The sequence below is a fragment of the Paracoccus sp. L-17 genome (assembly GCF_056857655.1).
On sequence record NZ_JBSXNM010000040.1, the window covers coordinates 66,904 to 89,391 of the forward strand.

At 65.6% G+C, this 22,488-nt stretch carries 26 protein-coding genes; 22 read left to right on the forward strand and 4 right to left on the reverse strand.

Annotation, left to right across the window (positions count from 1 at the left end; all coding sequences use genetic code 11):
* The first annotated feature begins 12 nt into the window (after positions 1-12).
* Positions 13-921 (forward strand): sulfotransferase family protein, encoded by a 909-nt coding sequence (locus tag AC13CR_RS11725; RefSeq protein WP_292952428.1) that lies wholly within the window; start codon positions 13-15, stop codon positions 919-921.
* A 47-nt stretch (positions 922-968) separates the two neighbouring features.
* Here the strand turns inward: AC13CR_RS11725 and AC13CR_RS11730 are convergent, their stop codons facing one another.
* The 4 genes from AC13CR_RS11730 to sucC all read right to left on the reverse strand — a co-directional run bounded on the left by AC13CR_RS11730 (position 969) and on the right by sucC (position 4,151).
* Complete coding sequence (locus AC13CR_RS11730; RefSeq protein WP_292952431.1) at positions 969-1,445, reverse strand: hypothetical protein; 477 nt, start codon at positions 1,443-1,445, stop codon at positions 969-971.
* A gap of 11 nt (positions 1,446-1,456) precedes the next feature.
* The gene (locus tag AC13CR_RS11735; protein WP_292978752.1) at positions 1,457-1,795 is read right to left on the reverse strand and encodes a hypothetical protein; all 339 of its coding nucleotides are present in this window, start codon (positions 1,793-1,795) and stop codon (positions 1,457-1,459) included.
* A 272-nt stretch (positions 1,796-2,067) separates the two neighbouring features.
* On the reverse strand, positions 2,068-2,952 hold the full coding sequence (gene sucD / locus AC13CR_RS11740) for a succinate--CoA ligase subunit alpha (protein ID WP_292952435.1): 885 nt from the start codon (positions 2,950-2,952) through the stop codon (positions 2,068-2,070).
* Positions 2,953-2,957: 5 nt separating this feature from the next.
* Positions 2,958-4,151, reverse strand: a complete 1,194-nt coding sequence (gene sucC, locus AC13CR_RS11745) for an ADP-forming succinate--CoA ligase subunit beta (RefSeq protein WP_335662234.1) — start codon at positions 4,149-4,151, stop codon at positions 2,958-2,960.
* 377 nt (positions 4,152-4,528) lie between these two features.
* On the opposite strand from sucC, the gene AC13CR_RS11750 reads away from it, so the two are divergent.
* The 21 genes from AC13CR_RS11750 (at position 4,529) to nuoL (ending at position 22,487) form a co-directional block, all read left to right on the forward strand.
* Positions 4,529-5,830 carry a lipoprotein-releasing ABC transporter permease subunit gene (locus AC13CR_RS11750; RefSeq protein ID WP_292957403.1) on the forward strand — a complete coding sequence of 434 codons (1,302 nt, stop codon included), beginning with the start codon at positions 4,529-4,531 and terminating at the stop codon, positions 5,828-5,830.
* Positions 5,823-6,509, forward strand: coding sequence for an ABC transporter ATP-binding protein (locus tag AC13CR_RS11755; RefSeq protein WP_292957406.1), 687 nt, complete (start codon positions 5,823-5,825; stop codon positions 6,507-6,509). The genes AC13CR_RS11750 and AC13CR_RS11755 overlap by 8 nt, the downstream gene beginning before the upstream one ends.
* A gap of 143 nt (positions 6,510-6,652) precedes the next feature.
* On the forward strand, positions 6,653-7,243 hold the full coding sequence (locus AC13CR_RS11760; RefSeq protein ID WP_292957409.1) for an outer membrane protein: 591 nt from the start codon (positions 6,653-6,655) through the stop codon (positions 7,241-7,243).
* Between the two features lie 263 nt (positions 7,244-7,506).
* Positions 7,507-7,872, forward strand: a complete 366-nt coding sequence (locus AC13CR_RS11765; RefSeq protein ID WP_292957412.1) for an NADH-quinone oxidoreductase subunit A — start codon at positions 7,507-7,509, stop codon at positions 7,870-7,872.
* Positions 7,872-8,396: a NuoB/complex I 20 kDa subunit family protein gene (locus tag AC13CR_RS11770; RefSeq protein ID WP_292957415.1), complete on the forward strand. Its 525-nt coding sequence runs from the start codon at positions 7,872-7,874 to the stop codon at positions 8,394-8,396. The genes AC13CR_RS11765 and AC13CR_RS11770 overlap by 1 nt, the downstream gene beginning before the upstream one ends.
* A gap of 3 nt (positions 8,397-8,399) precedes the next feature.
* On the forward strand, positions 8,400-9,020 hold the full coding sequence (locus AC13CR_RS11775) for an NADH-quinone oxidoreductase subunit C (protein WP_292957418.1): 621 nt from the start codon (positions 8,400-8,402) through the stop codon (positions 9,018-9,020).
* Entirely contained in the window at positions 9,020-10,261 is a 1,242-nt protein-coding gene (locus AC13CR_RS11780) for an NADH-quinone oxidoreductase subunit D (RefSeq protein WP_292957421.1), read from the forward strand. The genes AC13CR_RS11775 and AC13CR_RS11780 overlap by 1 nt, the downstream gene beginning before the upstream one ends.
* Complete coding sequence (locus AC13CR_RS11785) at positions 10,261-11,526, forward strand: NADH-quinone oxidoreductase subunit E (RefSeq protein ID WP_335662236.1); 1,266 nt, start codon at positions 10,261-10,263, stop codon at positions 11,524-11,526. Before AC13CR_RS11780 ends, AC13CR_RS11785 begins: the two co-directional genes overlap by 1 nt.
* Before the next feature lie 31 nt (positions 11,527-11,557).
* Positions 11,558-12,325 (forward strand): helix-hairpin-helix domain-containing protein, encoded by a 768-nt coding sequence (locus AC13CR_RS11790; RefSeq protein WP_292957427.1) that lies wholly within the window; start codon positions 11,558-11,560, stop codon positions 12,323-12,325.
* Positions 12,325-12,540, forward strand: coding sequence for a DUF5337 domain-containing protein (locus AC13CR_RS11795; RefSeq protein ID WP_292957430.1), 216 nt, complete (start codon positions 12,325-12,327; stop codon positions 12,538-12,540). Before AC13CR_RS11790 ends, AC13CR_RS11795 begins: the two co-directional genes overlap by 1 nt.
* 27 nt (positions 12,541-12,567) lie before the next feature.
* Complete coding sequence (gene nuoF, locus AC13CR_RS11800) at positions 12,568-13,863, forward strand: NADH-quinone oxidoreductase subunit NuoF (RefSeq protein WP_292957433.1); 1,296 nt, start codon at positions 12,568-12,570, stop codon at positions 13,861-13,863.
* Positions 13,864-13,967: 104 nt separating this feature from the next.
* Positions 13,968-14,387, forward strand: coding sequence for a DUF5333 domain-containing protein (locus tag AC13CR_RS11805; protein WP_292957436.1), 420 nt, complete (start codon positions 13,968-13,970; stop codon positions 14,385-14,387).
* A gap of 11 nt (positions 14,388-14,398) precedes the next feature.
* Positions 14,399-16,417: an NADH-quinone oxidoreductase subunit NuoG gene (nuoG, locus tag AC13CR_RS11810; protein ID WP_293014765.1), complete on the forward strand. Its 2,019-nt coding sequence runs from the start codon at positions 14,399-14,401 to the stop codon at positions 16,415-16,417.
* A 4-nt stretch (positions 16,418-16,421) separates the two neighbouring features.
* A complete protein-coding gene (locus tag AC13CR_RS11815; protein WP_335662239.1) occupies positions 16,422-17,183 on the forward strand; it encodes a hypothetical protein in 762 nt (253 codons plus the stop codon).
* A 17-nt stretch (positions 17,184-17,200) separates the two neighbouring features.
* Positions 17,201-18,232, forward strand: a complete 1,032-nt coding sequence (gene nuoH, locus AC13CR_RS11820; RefSeq protein ID WP_292957448.1) for an NADH-quinone oxidoreductase subunit NuoH — start codon at positions 17,201-17,203, stop codon at positions 18,230-18,232.
* Between the two features lie 5 nt (positions 18,233-18,237).
* Positions 18,238-18,423, forward strand: a complete 186-nt coding sequence (locus tag AC13CR_RS11825) for a hypothetical protein (RefSeq protein ID WP_292957451.1) — start codon at positions 18,238-18,240, stop codon at positions 18,421-18,423.
* Positions 18,423-18,914: an NADH-quinone oxidoreductase subunit NuoI gene (gene nuoI / locus AC13CR_RS11830; RefSeq protein WP_292957454.1), complete on the forward strand. Its 492-nt coding sequence runs from the start codon at positions 18,423-18,425 to the stop codon at positions 18,912-18,914. Before AC13CR_RS11825 ends, nuoI begins: the two co-directional genes overlap by 1 nt.
* A complete protein-coding gene (locus AC13CR_RS11835) occupies positions 18,911-19,324 on the forward strand; it encodes a carboxymuconolactone decarboxylase family protein (protein ID WP_292957457.1) in 414 nt (137 codons plus the stop codon). The genes nuoI and AC13CR_RS11835 overlap by 4 nt, the downstream gene beginning before the upstream one ends.
* A complete protein-coding gene (locus tag AC13CR_RS11840) occupies positions 19,321-19,923 on the forward strand; it encodes an NADH-quinone oxidoreductase subunit J (protein ID WP_292957460.1) in 603 nt (200 codons plus the stop codon). Before AC13CR_RS11835 ends, AC13CR_RS11840 begins: the two co-directional genes overlap by 4 nt.
* 74 nt (positions 19,924-19,997) lie before the next feature.
* Positions 19,998-20,303, forward strand: coding sequence for an NADH-quinone oxidoreductase subunit NuoK (gene nuoK, locus AC13CR_RS11845; RefSeq protein ID WP_292957463.1), 306 nt, complete (start codon positions 19,998-20,000; stop codon positions 20,301-20,303).
* 6 nt (positions 20,304-20,309) lie between these two features.
* The gene (gene nuoL / locus AC13CR_RS11850) at positions 20,310-22,487 is read left to right on the forward strand and encodes an NADH-quinone oxidoreductase subunit L (RefSeq protein WP_482900780.1); all 2,178 of its coding nucleotides are present in this window, start codon (positions 20,310-20,312) and stop codon (positions 22,485-22,487) included.
* Position 22,488 lies beyond the last annotated feature (1 nt).

Here is a 22,488-nt window from a genome sequence, read left to right on the forward strand (position 1 = left end):
AAAGGTGACGGGATGCAGAACTACATCTTCCTGATCGGGGCGCCCAAATGCGGCACCAGCAATCTGGCAGCGATGTTGGGCGCCTTGCCGGAGATCGCGTTGGCCCGTGGCAAGGAGCCGTGCTTTTTCACCGATTTCGCCGAGCGGCGCTGGTCCGGACCCGGCGCGCGCGCCTTTGCCCGCATCCCGCGTGATCTGGCCGATTACCACGCCCTGTTCGCGCACAAGCCCGCCGCGGCGTGGCGTCTGGACGCCTCGACCGACTACTTGTGGAACCCCGCCGCCGCCGGCCGCATCGCCGATTTCGCGGCGCGTCCGGACGTGGGCGAGATCCGGATCCTGGCCGTCCTGCGCGACCCGGTGGCGCGCATCATCTCTGAATATCAGCACACCCGGCGTGACCAGCTGGAGACGCTGGGGCTGACCGCCTCGCTGCGGGCCGAGGCGCAGAGGATCGCGGATGGCTGGCATCCGCTTTTCTATCACCGCCTGCGCAGCCGATATTCCGGCCAGATCGCCCGCTATGACGCGCTGTTCGGCGACCGGCTTGAAGTCCTGGATTTCCACGCCGCCCAGGGCGAGGCGCTGTTGCGGCAGGTCAGCCGGAACCTGGGCGTGGAACCGGTCGCAGATGTGCCTGCCGACCGGAATCGCAATGAAAGCTATGTCACCCAAAGCCGGACGGTGAAGGCCGCGCTCTACAACCCCGCGCTGAAGCGCGTGGCGCGCGCCCTGGTGCCGCGGGAATGGCGCAAGGCAGCCTGGGCGCGCATCGACCGCATGAACCGCACCACGATAGAGGTGAGCGAGCCGGACCGCGCGGCGATCCGAGAATCGCTGGCCGACGAGATCGCCGCCTGTGCCGCCGATCCGAGAATCCCGACCGTGAACTGGTCGCAGGCTTTCGCGACGCCGGCCTAGGACGGGGCCGGCGAGACAGCCGAAATCCGGGTGATGTCGGCGAGCCGTCACGCCGTCGCGCCGCATTTCACCACCATCACCGACACGCCCGGCATGGCGCTGGAGCCGCCGCCGGAATTGGTGCGGGCCGAGGCCACGCCCGCGTCGCCGCAGAGCCTGGCCGCCGCGCCGTCGACGCTGGCGGGTTCGGTCTGCTTCGGACGGAAGATCACCGAAAAGCCGCGATCGGCATTGCCCGAGACCGACACGACAGCGGACTGCCGCATGCCCGTGCGGCTGTCCATCGGTCCCGAAAAGCTGGGCGCGACCGGCGTGGGGGGCGCGATCTCGGCGGGCGGCCTGATCGCCGGCGGGGGCGTGCGGGGTGCCGCGGGCGCCATCGCATAGGGCGAGGTCGCGGCGGCGCTGCGGCCGGTGGTGGTCGGCGCGCCCGGCGGCGGCACGCAGCCCGCGAGCGCCAGCAGCCCCGCAACGGCAAGCGCCGGTTTGCGGATCGTCGTGATGGGGGTGAAGTTGACAATCATGCCCGATCTCCTCATGCGCAATAGATGTCGATGATACGTGCGCCGGGATCGGCAAGGGGGTCGATCCGCGGGATTTGGTCGATCCGCGCCACGGCGCGGCGTTCCAGCCCGCACAGGGCGCTTGCGGCGGCCGGTCCGGCATTGGCGGGCGCGCGGGCGGGCCGATAGATCAGCCGCCAGCCGAAGTCGCGGCGCGCGACGGTGCGCACCGAATCCGGCGGCAGGGTGCTGGCCTGATGCAGATCGGTGCGGGCGGGAATGCCGCCGCGCAGGATGTCTTCGGTCGCGCGTTCGCCGCAGCCCGACAGCAGCAGCGAACCCAGCAGCAGCGCCGGGCGCAGGTCCGTCATGCTGATGCCCGGAACCATCATGGGCGGGCCGGGCGATGCGCCGATCCGCGTCCGCGACCGGCGATCCCCGCCAGGGACATGTCCGGCCGAGGGATCAGGTCAAGCGGGCAAGATGCGATCGCCGCGCGCCGGTCGGGCAAGGCCGCGCCGCACGGGCCGCGCATCACGCCCGGAAGCGTTCCAAGCGAGGCGCCTCTGCGGTTGGCTGTCATTCACCCACTCCTTGCCCGTGCCATGCCATCGTCGCGAGGGCGGCGCCCGGTGTCAAATCATCAGCCCTTGATGGCCTTCAGCACCGCCTCGCCCAGCCCCGCGGGGCTGTCGGCGACGACGATCCCGGCCTTCTTCATGGCCTCGATCTTCGATTCCGCGTCGCCCTTGCCGCCCGAGACGATGGCGCCCGCATGGCCCATGCGCCGGCCCGCGGGCGCGGTGCGCCCGGCGATGAAGCCGGCGGTGGGCTTCCACTGGCCCTTCTTCTTCTGCCGGGCCAGGAATTCGGCCGCCTCTTCCTCGGCCGAGCCGCCGATCTCGCCGATCATGATGATCGATTCGGTTTCCGGATCGTCCAGGAACATGGCCAGCACGTCGACATGTTCCATCCCCTTGATCGGGTCGCCGCCGATTCCCACGGCGCTGGACTGGCCCAGGCCGACATCGGTGGTCTGCTTGACCGCCTCGTAGGTCAGCGTGCCCGAACGCGACACCACGCCGACGCTGCCGCGCTGGAAGATGTTGCCGGGCATGATGCCGATCTTGCATTCGCCGGGCGTCATGATGCCGGGGCAGTTCGGTCCGATCAGGCGGCTTCTGCTGCCCTCCAGCGCGCGCTTGACGCGCATCATGTCCAGCACCGGGATGCCCTCGGTGATCGCCACGATCAGCGGGATTTCGGCGTCGATGGCCTCCAGGATCGAATCCGCCGCGAAGGGCGGGGGCACATAGATCGCGGTCGCGGTCGCGCCGGTCTTTGCCACCGCCTCGTGGACCGAGTTGAAGACCGGCAGGCCGATATGCTCTTGCCCGCCCTTGCCCGGCGTGACCCCGCCGACCATCTGCGTGCCGTAGGCGATGGCCTGTTCGGTGTGGAAGGTGCCCTGCGAGCCGGTCAGGCCCTGGCAGATGACTTTGGTGGTCTTGTCGACGAGAATGGCCATCCCGCTTATCCTTTCACCGCTTTGACAATCTTCTCGGCCGCATCCGACAGGTCGTCGGCCGAGGTCACGTTGAGGCCGCTATTGGCGATGATCTCCTGGCCCTTTTCGACATTGGTGCCTTCCAGCCGCACGACCAGCGGAACTTCCAGGCCGACTTCCTTCACCGCGGCGACGATGCCCTCGGCGATGATGTCGCAGCGCATGATGCCGCCGAAGATGTTGACCAGGATGCCCTTGACGTTCTTGTCCGAGGTGATGATCTTGAATGCCTCGGTCACCTTCTCGCGGGTCGCGCCGCCGCCGACGTCAAGGAAGTTGGCGGGTTCGGCGCCATAGAGCTTGATGATGTCCATCGTGGCCATGGCCAGCCCGGCGCCGTTGACCATGCAGCCGATCTCGCCGTCCAGCGCGATATAGTTCAGGTCGAACTTCGACGCCGCCAGTTCCTTGGGATCCTCCTCGCTTTCGTCGCGCAGGGCCATGATGTCGGGCTGGCGGTACAGCGCGTTGTTGTCGAAACCCATCTTGGCGTCGAGGCATTTCAGGTTGCCATCGGTGGTCACGATCAGCGGGTTGATCTCCAGCATCTCCATGTCGCGTTCGATGAACAGGCGATAGAGGTTGCGGATCAGGGCCACGCATTGCTTGACCTGCCCGCCCTTGAGGCCAAGGGCGAAGGCCACGCGGCGGCCGTGGAAATCGGACAGGCCCGAGGCCGGATCGACGCTGAAGCTGACGATCTTGTCGGGGGTGTTGGCGGCGACTTCCTCGATATCCATGCCGCCCTCGGTCGAGGCGACGAAGCTGACGCGGCTGGTGCCGCGATCGACCAGCAGGGCCAGATACAATTCGCGCTCGATATCGCTGCCGTCCTCGATATAGATGCGGTTGACCTGCTTGCCGGCGGGACCGGTCTGGTGCGTGACCAGCGTGCGTCCCAGCATCTGGCGGGTCAGTTCCTCGGCCTCGGCCACGGATTTGGCCAGACGCACGCCGCCCTTCTCGCCGGCGGCGGCTTCGGCGAAATGGCCCTTGCCGCGGCCGCCGGCATGGATCTGCGCCTTGACCACCCACAGCGGGCCGTCCAGCTCGCCCGCGGCCGATTTGGCCTCGTCGGCCTTGGTCACGACACGACCGTCGCTGACCGGCGCGCCGTAATGGCGCAGCAGCGCCTTGGCCTGATATTCGTGAATGTTCATCGCGACCCCCTCATCGGTTCTGCAGATTTGCCGGTGTCTTGGCACAATCCGGGGGGGAGGCGAAAGGATTTCCAAGCCGCATTGCGAAAAACGGCCAGAAGACCGCGATTGTGATCACAGCCCGAAAGACTGTGATCACAAAGAGCTTTTCGTTAACGGAACCAGCGCGACCCCGGGGGCCGGCGCGGCGGAGTCCCGGGGTCGCGCGGCGCGGCGTGACGCGCGGGCATGACCACCGGCGGGGGAGCGGCGGGCAGGGCCAGGTTCGCCCCGTCACGCCGCATCGTCGCGCCGCGCGCAGGGGTTCACGCCTTTGTCGGCTTGATCTTCCGGGCGGCTGCGGTCAGGTTCGCCGCGATTTTGCAAAGGCCCCCCGGATGTCCAGCCCCGCGCCCTTTTCCCGTTACGAATTCCTGATCGCCTGGCGCTATCTGCGGGCGCGCCGGGCCGAGGGCGGGGTCAGCGTGATGACCTGGATCAGCCTGATCGGGATCGCCCTCGGCGTGATGGCGCTGATCGCGACGCTGGCGGTGCGCGCGGGGTTCCGGGCCGAGTTCGTGGACACGATCCTGGGCGCCAATGCCCATACCAGCGTCTATCTGTCCCCGCAGCAGATCCGGAACCCGCTGACCGACGAGGTCTATGTCACCCCCGGCCGGATCCGGGATTACGACGCGATGGCGGCCCGGCTGGCCAAGGTGCCGGGCGTCCTCCGGGCCGAGCCGGTCGTGCGCGGCCAGGTCATGGCCACGGCCAACGGATCGTCGAACGTGGCCGAGGTCTATGGCGTCACGCCGGACGATCTGAAGGCGATGCCACGGATCGTCGATCCGGCGACCTCATCGGGCAATGTCGATGATTTCGACAACGGCATCGCCATCGGATCCGGCATCGCGCGGGAATTGTCGCTGGGTGTCGGCGACAAGCTGCGCCTGATCGCGCCCGAGGGCGCGCGCACCGCCTTCGGCACGACGCCGCGGGTCAGTGCCTACGAGGTCGTCTATGTCTTCAGCGCCGGCCGCTATGACATCGACCGGACGCGGATCTACATGCCGCTGGCCGAGGCGCAGCGCTATTTCAACCGCGAGGGCGCGGCCGACGAGATCCAGGTCTATGTGACCGATCCCGAGAAGGTGGACGACTGGACCCTGCCGCTGATGCGGGCGGCGGGCGAGGGGGCGCAGGTCTGGTCGTGGAAGGATTCCTCGGGCTCGTTCCTGTCGGCGCTGGACATGGAGGATGACGTGATGTTCGTGATTCTGTCGGTGCTGGTCCTGATCGCGTCGATGAACATCACCTCGGGCCTCATCATGCTGGTCAAGAACAAGGGCCGCGACATCGGCATCCTGCGCACGATGGGGCTGACCGAGGGCGCGGTCCTGCGGGTCTTCTTTCTCTGCGGGGCCTTTACCGGCGTGATCGGGACCCTTGCGGGGGTGATCCTGGGTGTCACGCTGGCGCTGAACGTGGACAACATCATGGCCGCCATCAACGCGCTGAGCGGCGGCGGCGCCTGGCAGCCCGAGGTCCGCGGCATCTATCGGCTGCCGGCCGAATTGCGGGCCTGGGACATCTTTCGCGCCGTCGCCCTGTCGCTGGTCCTGTCCTTCATCGTCACCATCTTTCCCGCCCGCCGCGCCGCGCGGATGAACCCGGTGGAGGCGCTGCGCTATGAGTGACGTGTTGCGGCTGGAGGCCGTGTCCAAGACCTATGGCAAGGGCGGACCGGCCCCGGTCGAGGCGCTGCGCCCGATCGACCTGTCCGTCGCGCGCGGCGAGGTCGTGGCGCTGGTCGCGCCGTCGGGGGCGGGCAAATCGACGCTGCTGCATATCGCCGGGCTGCTGGACACGCCGGATGGCGGCAAGGTGTGGCTGAACGGGCGCGACATGACCGGCCTGCCCGACAGGGCCCGGACCGAGGCGCGGCGGCGCGAGCTGGGTTTCGTCTATCAGTTCCACCACCTGCTGCCCGAATTCAGCGCCGCCGAGAATATCGTGCTGCCGCAACTGGCCGATGGCCGGGCCGCGCGGGATGCGGCGGCGCGGGCGGAGGGCCTGCTGGACCGTGTCGGGCTGGCCCATCGGGCCGCCCATCGCCCGGCCGAATTGTCGGGGGGCGAACAGCAGCGGGTGGCCTTTTGCCGGGCGCTGGCCAATGCGCCGGCGCTGCTGCTGGCGGACGAGCCGACCGGAAACCTGGACCCCGGCACCTCGGACCGGGTGTTCGACATGCTGATGGCGCTGGTTCGCGAGACCGGGCTGGCCGCGCTGATCGCGACGCATAATCACGACCTGGCGGCGCGGATGGACCGGGTGATCCGGCTGACCGGGGCCGCCGGCGACACCCCGCCGGGCTGACCTTCGCAGGCCCGGCCGCGCCGCCCGGCCTGTTGCAGCAAGACCACATCCGCCGGCCCGATCACCTTTTCCGGCGATCCCTTGCGAATCCCGCGCGTTGGGCAGACATCGACGCAACCATTCGACAGCAAAGGAGAAATGGTATGAAATTCGCAATCATCTCCACCGCGGCGATCCTGACGGCCGGTGCGGCTTCGGCCGGGGGCTATACGGCGCCCGTCGCCGAAAGCAGCCCCGCCATCATCACCGCGCCCGTGGTCGAGCAGGGCCCGAACTGGGGCGGCTTCTACGGCGGTCTGCAATACGGCAAGGGCAATGCCAGCCTGTCGAACGGCGGCTTCGACGAAAATCTCGACGCCTATGGTCTGCACGGCGGCTATCTCTACGACATGGGCCGCTATGTCGTCGGCGGCGAGCTGGATTACAACAAGATCAATCTCGACAACAACGGCGGCGATGGCGACCTGGCGCGTCTGAAGGGCCGCGCCGGGATGAAGTTCGGCAGGTTCATGCCCTATCTGACGGCCGGCTATGCCCGGATTTCGACCAACCAGGACGCGGGCGACGTGTCCGAGGGCGCCTTTGCCTATGGGCTGGGGGCCGAATACATGGTCAACAACCGGTTTTCGGTCGGCGCCGAATACACCCGCCAGGACTTCAAGGACGTGTCCAACGTGAACGGCCTGGATCTGGACACCGACATGGTGCAGATGCGCGCCTCGTATCGCTTCTGATCGCGGACGGGTTTCTGCGACAGGACGGGCGGCCCCTGCGACCGCCCGTCTTTTCATTCACCGGAAGGGATGTTCCAGGCGCGTCGCGGCGCATCGCGGCGCGGCCCGCGCGGAAGGCGCGGTCAAACGGGCCGATGGCGGGATTTTGCAGGAATGCGCGGCGATCCGTCGCCGTTGACCCCGGTGGCCCGCAAGGCTAAACCGGCCACAGCCAACCCGTCGCGGGCAGCCACCGATCCCGCGGCCGAAAGGGGGATTCGCCCGTGGAACCATTGTTGCAGGAATATCTGCCCATCCTCGTCTTCGCGGCGATGGCCTCGGCGCTGGCGCTGGTCCTGATGCTGGCGGCCATCGTCATCGCCGTGCGCAATCCCGACCCCGAAAAGGTCAGCGCCTACGAATGCGGTTTCAACGCCTTCGACGACGCGCGGATGAAGTTCGACGTGCGCTTCTACCTGGTCTCGATCCTGTTCATCATCTTCGATCTGGAAATGGCATTCCTGTTTCCCTGGGCTGTCAGCTTCGCCGGGCTTTCGGATCCGGCCTTCTGGTCGATGATCGTGTTCCTGATCGTGCTGACAATCGGCTTTGCCTATGAATGGAAGAAGGGGGCGATGGAATGGGCGTGATGACAGGCGCGAACACCGCCGGCCCCGACCGCGAGGTCGCGACGCAGACGCTGAACCGCGAATTGCAGGACAAGGGTTTCCTGCTGACCACGACCGAGGACATCATCAACTGGGCCCGCAACGGGTCGCTGCACTGGATGACCTTCGGTCTGGCCTGCTGCGCGGTCGAGATGATGCAGGTCTCCATGCCGCGCTATGACCTGGAACGCTTTGGCACCGCGCCGCGCGCATCGCCGCGCCAGTCGGATCTGATGATCGTCGCGGGCACGCTGACCAACAAGATGGCGCCCGCGCTGCGCAAGGTCTATGACCAGATGCCCGAGCCGCGCTATGTCATCAGCATGGGAAGCTGCGCCAATGGCGGCGGCTATTACCATTACAGCTATTCGGTCGTGCGTGGCTGCGACCGGATCGTGCCGATCGACATCTATGTTCCCGGCTGTCCGCCCACCGCCGAGGCGCTGCTATACGGCATCCTGCAACTTCAGCGCCGGATCCGGCGCACCGGCACGCTGGTGAGGTAAGCCATGTCCGTCTATCCCGATCTCGACGCGCTGGACCAACTGGCCGATCACATCAAGCTGCGCCGCTCGAACGAGGTGCTGGATACCGCGATCGCCCATGGCGAGCTGACCGTCGCCTCGACCGTCAGCGGCGTCCTGGATCTGGTCGAATTCCTGCGCACCGATTCGTCCTGCCGCTTCTCGACGCTGGTCGACATCACCGCCCTGGATCACCCCGAACGGCAGCAGCGTTTCGACGTGGTCTGGCATTTCCTGTCGATGTATCAGAATCACCGTATCCGCGTGAAGGTCAGCGTCCGCGAGGATGAGCTGGTGCCCTCGATCATCGGCATCTTCCCCAGTGCGAACTGGTTCGAGCGCGAGATCTTCGACATGTTCGGGATCCTGTTCTCGGGCCATCCCGACCTGCGGCGGCTCTTGACCGATTACGGCTTTCGCGGGCATCCGCTGCGCAAGGATTTCCCGACCACGGGCTATGTCGAGGTGCGGTATGACGAATCCGTCAAGCGCGTGGTCTACGAGCCGGTGAACCTGACCCAGGAATACCGCCAGTTCGATTTCCTGTCGCCCTGGGAGGGCGCGAAATACGTCCTGCCGGGCGACGAGAAGCAGGGGGCGAAGTGATGGACGGCGATATCCGCAACAATGTCTATGACGACGGTTCTTCCGACACGCTGACCGGCGAACAGCGCATCCGCAACTTCAACATCAACTTCGGCCCGCAACACCCTGCCGCGCATGGCGTCTTGCGGCTGGTGCTGGAGCTGGACGGGGAGGTGGTCGAACGCTGTGACCCGCATATCGGGCTGCTGCATCGCGGCACCGAGAAGCTGATGGAAAGCCGCACCTATCTGCAGAACCTGCCCTATCTGGACCGGCTGGATTACGTCGCGCCGATGAATCAGGAACATGCCTGGTGCATGGCCATCGAACGGCTGTCGGGTGTCGAGATTCCGCGCCGCGCCAGCCTGATCCGGGTGCTGTATTCCGAGATCGGCCGCATTCTCAGCCATTTGCTGAACGTGACCACGCAGGCCATGGACGTGGGCGCGCTGACCCCGCCCCTGTGGGGCTTCGAGGAACGCGAAAAGCTGATGGTGTTCTACGAGCGCGCCTGCGGAGCCCGCCTGCACGCGGCCTATTTCCGCCCCGGTGGCGTGCATCAGGATCTGCCGCCCGACCTGATCGACGATATCGAGGCCTGGTGCGATCCGTTCCTGAAGGTCGTGGACGATCTTGACGGGCTGCTGACCGAGAACCGGATCTTCAAGCAGCGCAATGTCGATATCGGCATCGTCCATGAACAGGACGTGCTGGACTGGGGCTATTCCGGCGTGATGGTGCGCGGTTCGGGGATGGCCTGGGATCTGCGGCGGTCGCAGCCCTACGAATGCTATGACGAATTCGACTTTCACATCCCGGTCGGCAAGAATGGCGATTGCTATGACCGTTATCTGGTCCGCATGGAAGAGATGCGCCAGTCGGTCCGCATCATGCGGCAGGCGATCGACAAGCTGCGCGAACCGGCCGGGCAGGGCGACATTTTGGCGCGCGGCAAGCTGACCCCGCCCCGGCGCAGCGAGATGAAGCGCGACATGGAAAGCCTGATCCACCATTTCAAGCTGTATACCGAGGGTTTCCGGGTTCCCGCCGGCGAGGTCTATGCCGCGGTCGAGGCGCCCAAGGGCGAGTTCGGCGTCTATCTGACCAGCGATGGCACCAACAAGCCCTATCGCGCCAAGCTGCGCGCGCCCGGTTTCCTGCATCTTCAATCCATCGACTGGATGGCCAGGGGCCACTTGCTGGCCGATGTTTCCGCAATTATCGGCACGATGGATATCGTGTTCGGAGAGGTTGACCGCTGATGCTTCGCCGACTGAGCCCCGAACAACCCGACGGCTTCGCCTTCACGCCCAAGAACCGGGAATGGGCCGAGGCACAGATGACCAAATACCCGCAAGGCCGCAGGCAATCGGCGATCATCCCGATCCTGTGGCGCGCGCAGGAACAGGAAGGCTGGCTGTCGCGACCGGCCATCGAATATTGCGCCGATCTGCTGGATCTGCCCTATATCCGGGCCCTGGAAGTCGCCACATTCTACTTCATGTTCCAGCTTAAACCCATTGGATCGGTTGCCAATATCCAGATATGCGGCACCACGACCTGCATGATCTGCGGGGCCGAGGCGCTGATCGAGGTCTGCAAGCGCAAGATCGCGCCCAATCCGCACATGGTCTCGGCCGACGGCAAGTTCAGCTGGGAAGAGGTCGAATGCCTGGGCGCCTGCGCCAATGCGCCGGTGGCCCAGATCGGCAAGGATTACTACGAGGATCTGACGCCCGAAAAGCTTGAACGGCTGATCGACGCCTTTTCCGAAGGTCAGGTGCCGCTGCCCGGTCCGCAGAACGGCCGTTTCGCATCGGAACCCGCGTCGGGGCTGACCAGCCTGACCGAACGCGAGGGCAATGAGCTGAATGCCAGCGCATCGCTTGCGCGGCGTCATGGCGACACGGTGAAGCGGATCGACGGGACCGAGGTTCCGATCCTGACGAAATGGCTGGATCGCGACCGCCCCGCCGCGGCCGCGGATGATCAGACCGGGCTCGATGCCGGGCCCCGGCACGACCCGCGCCCCGCCAATGGCCAGCCCGCCGACAAGACCGGCGTGACCGAACACGAGGCACAGGCCGCCTCGGCCGCCAATCCGCCTTCCGACCGCGAACCCGAGGGCGTGCGCGCGCAGGAAGATGCGGTCGAGAAAGACGACCGCGGCGATGCCCGCAAGGCTGACGGCGACACCGCCGCACCCGCCGATGCGGGCCGCCGGCCCGAGGGGCTCGATGCCCCGAGGGACGGCTCTGCCGACGATCTGAAATTGATCAAGGGGGTCGGGCCGAAGCTGGAGGAGATGCTGAACGGAATGGGCTTTTACCATTTCGACCAGATCGCCGCATGGGGTCCCGAGGAACTGGCCTGGGTCGATGCCAATCTGGAAGGTTTCAAGGGAAGGGCCGGCCGCGACGACTGGACCGGACAGGCCAGGGCGCTGGCCGATGACGGCGAGACCGGATCGTCGCGCCGCGCCGCGCAGGACGGAGGCCGGGACGGCGAGGAGTCAGGCAAGGATTGACCTGATACGGGTCTGACACGGGGACAGGCACATGGCGGATGCGAACTGCAACAGAAATTGTTGGATTGCCGGGGCCGGGCTGGGCCTTCTGGTCTGGATTTTCAGCGCGGGCATCGGCTCGGCCGGCTGGCTGGGGGGATTGTTTCTCGGCATCATCGCCGGTGTGCTTCTGGCGCTGCTGCTGATCTGGGCGCTGTGCCACGGACACGCGGCGATGGACGGTTCGCACTGGCATCCCGGTTCCCGGCCCACCCGCGCCGCCGATCCGGTCGAGACGCCCCGTCCGCGTGGCAGCGAATCCGAGGCGGCGATGGCCTTCGCGGGCGCCGCCACCGCGTCACCCGTTCCGGCCGCGCAGCCCGACCACCCCGCGCCGCAGGCCGATCCTGCGCCGCAAGCCGATGTCGCGCCCTCTGGCGAGGCGCAGGCCGGCCGTGGCGGCCCGCGGCCCGAGCCCGAGAAGAACGACATCCATTCCTCCGCCAGCGATCCGGCACGGGCAACCGATGCCGGCGCGGCCGCCACCGGACCGACGGACGCGGATCCTGCCGCAGCGGATGATCTGAAGCAGATCAAGGGCGTCGGACCCAAGCTGGAGGAAACGCTGCACGAACACGGCGTGACCCGTTTCGCGCAGATCGCCGCCTGGGACGAGGCCGAGATCGACCGTTTCGCCGAGATCCTCGGCCGCATGGGAACGCGGATCCGCAGCGAAGACTGGGTCGATCAGGCCAAGGTGCTGGCCTCGGGCGGCGAGACCGAATTTTCCGCCCGGGTCGAGAAGGGTGACGTGTATTGATGGCGGGACGGCCGGACCGCGACACCGCCCAGATCCGGCAGGCGGCCGTGGTCATCGCGGTGGCGATGACCGCCTGGATCGTCGTGCAATGGCTGGGCGCGCGCTATGGCTGGGCGGCGCGGTGGGCATTCCTGGCCGATCTGGCCGCGATCGGCGCTTTTGTCTGGTCGCTGATCGTGACCTGGCGTATCTGGCGGCGCAGGAACGACTCCTAGCCCGTGGATGAGAGGAACAAGAGTCTGATGCTGCAAGACCAGGACCGCATTTTCACCAATCTCTATGGCATGGGCGATCTGGGCCTCGATGCCGCGAAAAAGCGCGGCAACTGGGACGGCACCGCCGATCTGATCGGGCTGGGCCGCGACAAGATCGTCGAGATCGTCAAGGCATCGGGGCTTCGCGGGCGGGGCGGCGCGGGCTTTCCCACCGGTCTCAAATGGTCCTTCATGCCCAAGGAAAGCGATGGCCGGCCCGCCTATCTGGTCATCAATGCCGACGAATCCGAACCCGCGACATGCAAGGACCGCGAGATCATGCGCCATGATCCGCACACGCTGATCGAAGGCGCGCTGATCGCCAGTTTCGCGATGGGCGCCCATGCCTGCTATATCTATATCCGCGGGGAATATATCCGCGAGCGCGAGGCGCTGCAGGCGGCGATCGACGAATGTTATGACGCGGGGCTGCTGGGGCGCGATGCGGCCGGTTCGGATTGGGATTTCGACCTCTACCTGACCCACGGCGCCGGTGCCTATATCTGCGGCGAGGAAACGGCGCTGCTGGAAAGCCTGGAAGGCAAGAAGGGGATGCCGCGCATGAAGCCGCCGTTTCCGGCGGGCGCGGGTCTTTATGGTTGCCCGACCACGGTGAACAATGTCGAATCCATCGCCGTGGTGCCGGCGATCCTGCGCCGGGGCGCGGAATGGTTCGCGGGTTTCGGCCGGCCGAACAATGCCGGCGTCAAGCTGTTCGGCCTGACCGGGCATCTCAACAATCCCTGCGTCGTCGAGGAGGCGATGTCGATCCCGCTGAAGGAACTGATCGAGAAACATGGCGGCGGCGTGCGCGGCGGCTGGAAGAACCTCAAGGCGATCATTCCGGGCGGGGCGTCCTGCCCGGTCATCACCGCCGAACAGGCGGAATCCGCGATCATGGACTATGACGGGATGCGGGATCTGAAATCCAGCTTCGGCACCGCATGCATGATCGTCATGGACCGGGACACCGATGTGATCAAGGCGGTGTGGCGGCTGGCGAAGTTCTTCAAGCATGAAAGCTGCGGGCAATGCACGCCCTGCCGCGAGGGCACGGGCTGGATGATGCGGGTCATGGAACGGCTGGTGACGGGTCAGGCCGAGGTCGAGGAAATCGACATGCTGCTGGACGTGACCAAGCAGGTCGAGGGCCACACGATCTGCGCGCTTGGCGATGCCGCCGCCTGGCCGATCCAGGGCCTGATCCGCAATTTCCGCGGCGAGATCGAGGACCGGATCAAGGCGAAACGCACCGGACGCATGGGAGCGATGGCGGCGCAATGATGTCCGCGCGTGCATATGCTCACGCCGCGCGCACGGGGTCGTGTGGGGAAACCCGTGCAGGCGGCTGTTATGGCAGGGGCCATGACAGAAGAAGGGCACGGATGATGAAACGACAGAACCGCAACCGCGTGGCGACCGCTCTGGTCGCGATCCTGGGAATGGCCGCGACGCAGGCCGCCGCGCTGGAGCCGCTGGCGCAGGAAAAATACATCAATGACCGTCTGATCGCGGCGCGGATCGCCGATCGCATCCGCCGCGAATGTCCCAGCATCGACGGGCGTGTCGTCTTTGCCTTCATGCAGGCGCGCGCGCTGAAGAAATACGCGCGCGACAAGGGCTATTCCACGGCCCAGATCGAGGCGTTCCTGGACAGCCGCGCCGACAAGGACCGCATCTATGCCGTGGCCGAGGATTATCTGGACCGGAACGGGGCGGCGGCCGGGGATGCCGACAGCTTTTGCCGCCTGGGGCGGCAGGAAATCGCGAAGAATACGGTCACGGGATCGTTGCTGAGCGCAAGGTAAGGAAAGTGATGATGGCCGATTTGCGGACAATCAAGATCGACGGCGCCGAGATCGAGGTCGATCCCAATCTGACATTGATCCAGGCCTGTGAACAGGCGGGGATCGAGATCCCGCGCTTCTGCTATCACGAACGTCTCTCCATCGCCGGCAATTGCCGCATGTGCCTGGTCGAGGTCGTGGGCGGCCCGCCCAAGCCCGCCGCCTCCTGCGCGATGCAGGTCAAGGATCTGCGCCCCGGTCCCGAAGGCGCCCCGCCCGAGGTCCGCACCAACAGCCCGATGGTCAAGAAGGCGCGTGAAGGCGTGATGGAGTTCCTGCTGATCAACCACCCGCTGGATTGCCCGATCTGCGACCAGGGCGGCGAATGCGATCTTCAGGACCAGGCGATGGCTTACGGCGTCGATTTCAGCCGCTATCGCGAGCCGAAACGCGCCGCCGAGGAACTGGATCTCGGCCCGCTGGTCGAGACGCACATGACGCGCTGTATCTCGTGCACGCGCTGCGTCCGCTTCACCACCGAGGTGGCGGGCATCAGCCAGATGGGGCAGACCGGGCGCGGCGAGGACAGCGAGATCACCAGCTATCTGAACGAGACGCTGGCCTCGAACCTTCAGGGCAACATCATCGACCTGTGCCCGGTGGGTGCGCTGGTTTCCAAACCCTATGCCTTTACCGCGCGGCCCTGGGAACTGACCAAGACCGAGTCCATCGACGTGATGGATGCGATGTGCAGCAGCATCCGGGTGGATACGAAGGGCCGCGAGGTGATGCGCATCCTGCCGCGCAACCATGACGGCGTGAACGAGGAATGGATTTCCGACAAGACCCGCTTTGTCTGGGACGGGCTGCGCCGGCAGCGGCTGGACAAGCCCTATATCCGCGAGAACGGCAAGCTGCGGCCCGCGACCTGGCCCGAGGCCCTGACCGCGGCCGCGCGCGCCATGCAGGGCAAGAAACTGGCCGGGCTGGTCGGCGACCTGGCACCGGTCGAGGCGGCCTTCAGCCTGAAGACGCTGATCGAGGGCCTGGACGGCCATGTCGAATGCCGCACCGACGGCGCCCGGCTGCCCGCCGGCAATCGCAGCGCCTATGTCGGCACCGCGCGGATCGAGGATATCGACCACGCGAAATACATATTGCTCGTCGGGTCGAATCCGGCAGTCGAGGCGCCGGTGCTGAACGCACGCATTCGCAAGGCGTGGTCGCAAGGCGCTCGGATCGGCGTCGTGGGCGCGGCGGTGGACCTGACCTATCCCTATCACCACGCCGGGACCGATCGTGCCGCCTTGCAGACTATCGTCGACCGCGATCACAGCGACGTGATCGATCATCCGTCCCTGGTCATCGTCGGGCAGGGGGCGTTGCTGGGCGATGACGGCGCGGCCGTGCTGGCCGCTGCCATGGCGGCGGCCGAGGCATCGAAAAGCGGCCTGCTGATCCTGCACACCGCCGCCGGACGGGTGGGCGCGATGGATGTGGGCGCGGTGACCGAGGGCGGTCTGCCGGCGGCGCTGGAGGGCGCCGAGGTGGTCTATAATCTGGGTGCCGACGAGGTCGAGATCGCGGATGGCGCCTTCGTCATCTATCAGGGCAGCCATGGCGACCGGGGCGCGCATCGCGCCGATATCATCCTGCCGGGGGCCTGCTATACCGAGGAAAACGGCCTTTTCGTGAATACCGAGGGCCGGCCGCAGCTTGCCATGCGGGCCAATTTCGCACCCGGCGAGGCGAAAGAGAACTGGGCGATCCTGCGCGCCCTGTCGGCGGAACTGGGCCAGCAATTGCCGTGGGACAGCCTGGCGCAACTGCGCCGCGCGCTGATCCGGGCGGTGCCGCATCTGGCCCGGATCGACCAGGTGCCGGCGAATGAATGGCAGGCCGTGCCGAGGGCCGATCTGGACAGCGCGGCCTTCGTCTATCCGATCAGGGATTTCTACCTGACCAATCCGATCGCGCGTTCCTCTCCGCTGATGGCGGAATTGTCGCGGATGGCCGCGGCGCGGCAGGCGCCGGCGATGGCGGCAGAGTAACCCCATGCGGCCAGCCCTTCGCCAGCCGCTTGTCCGCGCTGCAGCCCTTGCGGGGCTGGCGGCGCTGACGGGGTGCGGCGCGAAGACCGAGGCGCGTCCGCCCGCCAAGCCCGCATCGCTGAGCGCAACGATCGCGGCGCCCGGCGCGGCGGGCGACAGGGCCGCGCTGACGACGGCCCGGATCTCGACCAAATCGGGGCAGATCCTGATCCTCGAACCCGATGGCAGCGTCACCAGCATGGATCTGGATTCGGCGGCGGGGCGCAGCGCCTTTGCCGTCAGCGATGCCGATCTGGCGGCGCTGGACGACAAGCCGCGGCCGGATCCGGCCGGCGCAGGCGCGACAAGGCCGAAAGGCCCGACCGCGCAGCAAAGGGCCATCGCCGCCTTTGCCCGGCGGACCCGACCCGCGCTTCCGGACCGCAAGGAAGGCAGCGAAATTTCGGACAAGGATTTTCTGGGCGCGCGGGTGAAGCCTCTGGGTGACGGCAAACGGTCCGATCTGGTCGAAGTGACGGCGAATCTGCGCGAGGGGGTGGACGCCGATATCGCCTTTTCGTATGCCACCTGCGCGCTGGCAGGCTGGGCAAAGGCGAATGGCGCCCGTTATGGCCGTCACATCCGCACGCTGCAGGACACGCGCGATGGCAAGTTGCTGATCGGGGCCGCCTTCACGATCTCGGACAGCAAGCCGCTGGGCCTGCGGGTGATGGAAACGAATGAGACCTTGCGCGAATGCAAGGCACGCGGCATTCCCGCGGCGTAAGCAGAAGGACGGGCGTCATGGACGGATTTTGGTCTTCATCGCTGGGCATCGCCATCATCCTGCTGGCGCAGGGTCTGGCGCTGATCGTCTTCGTGATGCTGTCGCTGGTCTACATGGTCTATGGCGACCGCAAGATCTGGGCAGCGGTGCAGATGCGGCGCGGCCCGAACGTGGTCGGACCCTGGGGCCTTCTGCAAACCTTCGCCGACGCCTTGAAATATGTCGTCAAGGAAGTGGTGATACCGGCCGGCGCCGACAAGTTCGTCTTCTTCCTGGCGCCGTTCCTGTCGATGATGCTGGCGCTGACCGCCTTCGTGGCGATTCCCTTCGCGCCCGGCTGGGTGATGGCCGACATCAATGTGGGCATCCTGTTCATCCTGGCCATCTCCTCGCTCGAGGTTTACGGCGTCATCATGGGCGGCTGGGCCTCGAACTCGAAATATCCGTTCCTGGGTTCGCTGCGCTCGGCCGCGCAGATGATTTCCTACGAGGTCAGCCTTGGCCTGATCATCATCGGCGTCATCATCTCGACCGGTTCGATGAACCTGACCGATATCGTCGAGGCGCAGCGCGGGATGGGGCTTCTGTCCTGGTACTGGCTGCCGCATCTGCCGATGCTGGTCCTGTTCTTCGTCAGTTGCCTGGCGGAAACCAACCGCCCGCCCTTCGATCTGCCCGAGGCCGAATCCGAATTGGTGGCGGGCTTCATGGTCGAATATTCCTCGACCCCCTATCTGCTGTTCATGGCCGGCGAATACATCGCGATGTGGCTGATGTGCGCGCTGATTGCGCTGCTGTTCTTCGGCGGCTGGCTGTCGCCCATTCCCGGCATCCCCGACGGGGCGCTGTGGATGTTCCTGAAGATGGTCTTCTGGTTCTTCATGTTTGCCATGGTGAAGGCGATCGTGCCGCGCTATCGCTATGACCAGTTGATGCGCATCGGCTGGAAGGTGTTCCTTCCGATGTCGCTGGGCTGGGTCGTGATCGTCGCCTTCCTGGCGAAATTCCAGGTCTTCGGATCGTTCTGGGCCCGCTGGGCGGGGATGTGATCGACATGGCCTATTCGAACAGGATCGCGGAATCGCTGGCCAGCGCCTCGGAGCAGGACAAGATCGAATTCGCGCATTTTCTGGCCAATAATCTGGACAGCGCCGAAAACGCCCGTGACGGCGCGCGTATCCGCGACTATGTGGCGGCCTTCGACCGCTTTTCCGCGCCCAAGCAAGGGGAGCATTTCTGATGGCTTTCGATATCGCCCGCGCCACCAAGTATTTCCTGATGATGGATTTCATCAAGGGGTTCGGCCTCGGCCTGAAATACTTCTTCGCCCCCAAGGCGACGCTGAACTATCCGCACGAAAAGGGGCCGCTGAGCCCGCGTTTTCGCGGGGAACACGTGCTGCGCCGCTATCCCAACGGCGAAGAACGCTGCATCGCCTGCAAGCTGTGCGAGGCGATCTGCCCGGCCCAGGCGATCACCATCGACGCGGAACCGCGCGCCGACGGATCGCGCCGGACCACGCGCTATGACATCGACATGACCAAGTGCATCTATTGCGGGTTCTGCCAGGAGGCCTGTCCGGTCGATGCCATCGTCGAGGGACCGAATTTCGAATTCGCCACCGAATCCCGCGAGGAACTGTTCTACGACAAGCAGAAACTGCTTGCCAACGGCGACCGCTGGGAAGCCGAGATCGCCCGCAACCTCGCCATCGACGCGCCCTACAGATGACCGACGCTTTTCAGAAGATGTTCCAGCAGATGATCCAGTCCGGTCATGAAATGGCGCGGGTCTTCAATCCGGCGCTGGAACATGTCGATACCAAGGCATTCGAGAAGCTGATCCCGACCATGCCGTCGGACATGCTGGAAATGTGGTTCGGCAAGACCTTCAACCGCGACGGGCTGGATGCCAGAACCCGTCTGCTGGTCACCATCGCCGCGCTGACCGTGCAGGGTGCCCAGGCCGAGCCGCAATTGCGCCTGACCATCCGCCATGCCGTCGAGGCGGGCGCCACCCCGCGCGAGATCGCCGAGGTGATCTATCAGATGGGCATGTTCGCGGGCATCCCGGCAATGCAGAAGGCGCTTGAGATCGCCCAGGGCGTCTTTACCAAACCCGAGGAGCGCGAATCCGAATGATGATCTTTTCCTTCTATCTCTTCGCCATCAGCGTCTGCGTCTCGGGATTCATGGTCGTGCTGGCGCGCAACCCGGTCCATTCGGTTCTGTGGCTGATCCTGGCCTTTCTCTCTGCGGCCGGGCTGTTCGTCCTGCAAGGCGCCGAATTCGTCGCCATGCTGCTGGTCATCGTCTATGTCGGCGCGGTTGCGGTGCTGTTCTTGTTCGTGGTGATGATGCTGGATGTCGATTTCGCCGAGCTGAAGGGCGAATTCGCACGCTATCTGCCGCTGGCCGGGCTGATCGCGGTCGTGCTGCTGGCGCAGCTGGGAATCGCTTTCGGGGCCTGGCAATCCTCGGACCAGGCCGAGGCGATGCGGGTCGTGCCGATCGACGCCGGGGCGCAGAACACGAACCTGATCGGGATCGTCCTCTATGACCGCTACATGCTGCCGTTCCAGCTTGCGGGGCTGATCCTGCTGGTGGCGATGATCGGGGCGATCACCCTGACCATGCGGCATCGCCGGGACATCAAGCGTCAGGATGTCCTGACGCAGATGTATCGCGATCCCGCCAAGGCGATGGAATTGCGGGACGTGAAGCCGGGACAGGGGCTGTAGCCGACCGGAACGGCCGCCCGGATCGCGGCAAGGGAATATTTTCAACGGGTGAGCGACCCGGAGGGACGGATAAGATGATCGGTTTGACACATTACCTTGTCGTAGGGGCGATTCTGTTCGTCGCCGGGGTGTTCGGCATCTTCGTGAACCGGAAGAACGTCATCGTCATCCTGATGTCGATCGAGCTGATGCTGCTGGCGGTCAACATCAACTTCGTCGCCTTCTCGGCCCATCTGGGCGATCTGGTCGGGCAGGTCTTTACCCTGTTCATCCTGACCGTCGCCGCCGCCGAGGCCGCGATCGGGCTGGCGATCCTGGTGGTGTTCTTCCGCAACCGCGGCACCATCGCGGTCGAAGACGTCAACGTGATGAAGGGGTAAGGGACCATGGCGCAATTCATTCTCTTTGCCCCGCTGCTGGCCGCGATCGTCGCAGGTTTCGGCTGGCGCGTGATCGGGGAACAGGCCGCCCAATACGTGACCACGGGGATCCTGTTTCTGGCCTGCTTCCTGGCCTGGATCATCTTCCTGACCTTCGGCGGCGAGACGCAGCTCGTGCCGGTGCTGGACTGGATCGTCTCGGGCGATTTCGTCAGCGAATGGGCGATCCGGCTGGACCGGCTGACGGCGATCATGCTGATCGTGGTGACGACCGTCTCGGCGCTGGTTCACCTGTATTCGATGGGCTACATGGCCCATGACGACAACTTCGCCCATGACGAACATTACAAGGCGCGCTTCTTCGCCTATCTGAGCTTTTTCACCTTCGCCATGCTGATGCTGGTGACGGCCGACAACCTGCTTCAGATGTTCTTCGGATGGGAGGGCGTGGGCGTCGCCTCGTATCTGCTGATCGGTTTCTACTACAAGAAGCAATCCGCGGGCGCAGCCGCCATGAAGGCGTTCATCGTGAACCGGGTCGGGGATTTCGGCTTTCTGCTGGGCATCTTCGGGCTGTTCTGGATGACCGGCTCGGTCCAGTTCGACGCCATCTTCGGGCAGGTTCCCGAACTGGCGCAGACGCAGATGCAATTTCTCTGGGGCGACTGGAATTCGGCCGAGGTTCTGGCGGTGCTGCTGTTCATCGGTGCGATGGGCAAGTCGGCGCAGCTTTTCCTGCATACCTGGCTGCCCGACGCGATGGAGGGCCCGACCCCGGTTTCGGCGCTGATCCATGCCGCGACCATGGTCACCGCGGGTGTCTTTCTTGTTGCCCGGATGTCGCCGCTTTACGAATTCGCGCCCGACGCCAAGCTGTTCATCACCGTGATCGGCGCGACGACGGCCTTCTTCGCGGCGACCGTGGGTCTGGTGCAGAACGACATCAAGCGCGTGATCGCCTATTCGACCTGTTCGCAGCTGGGCTACATGTTCGTGGCCGCCGGCGTCGGCGTCTATTCGGTCGCGATGTTCCACCTTCTGACCCACGCCTTCTTCAAGGCGCTGCTGTTTCTGGGCGCGGGTTCGGTCATCCACGCGATGCATCACGAACAGGACATGCGGAATTATGGCGGCCTGCGACAGAAAATCCCGCTGACCTTCTGGACCATGCTGATCGGCACCCTGGCGATCACCGGCGTCGGGATACCGCTGACCGATATCGGATTCGCGGGCTTCCTGTCGAAGGACGCGGTGATCGAAAGCGCCTGGGCGGGCAACACCTATGCCTTCTGGCTGCTGGTCATCGCCGCCGCCTTCACCAGCTTCTATTCCTGGCGGCTGATGTTCATGACCTTCTGGGGCACGCCGCGCGGAGACCGGCACACGCATGAACACGCCCATGAAAGTCCGCGCGTCATGACCGTGCCTCTGGTCGCCTTGTCCGTGGGCGCGATCTTTGCCGGCATGGTCTTCTACGAGCCCTTCTTCGGCCCCCGCGAAGAAGTCTCGCGCTATTTCAACATCGCCGGCAGCGAGGCTTCGGCCAGCGCCGAGGGCGAAGCCGGCGCCGAGGCTCCGGCCGGGGAGAATTCTGCCCAGGCCACGACCGAAGGCGCGGCAACCGGGGCCGCGGCCCCGGCCCAGCCGGCGCAGGCCGCGCCCGAGGGTGAACAGGCGGCACCCGGCGCCGCCGAGGGCGGCGACCAGGCGGCAGCGACCGATTTCCCGCCCCCCGTCGGCGGCGCGATCTACATGCGGCCCGACAACGAGGTTCTGGACGAGGCGCATCACGTCCCGGCCTGGGTCAAGCTGTCGCCCTTCATCGCCATGTTGGGCGGGCTGCTGGTCGCGTGGCTGTTCTATATCCGCTATCCCGAGGCGCCCGCCCGGCTGGCCGCACAACAGCCCGCGCTGTATCGTTTCCTGCTCAACAAGTGGTATTTCGACGAGATCTACGACTTCGTCTTCGTGCGTCCGGCCAGATGGCTGGGGCGTGCCCTGTGGACGGGCGGGGACGGAGCCGTTATCGACGGCGCCATCAACGGGGTGGCCATGGGAATCATTCCCCGGCTGACCCGTTTCGCGGGCCGGGTTCAGTCCGGCTATCTGTTCCATTACGCCTTCGCGATGGTTCTGGGCATCGTGGGCTTGCTGATCTGGGTGATGATGCGGGGCGCATACTGAC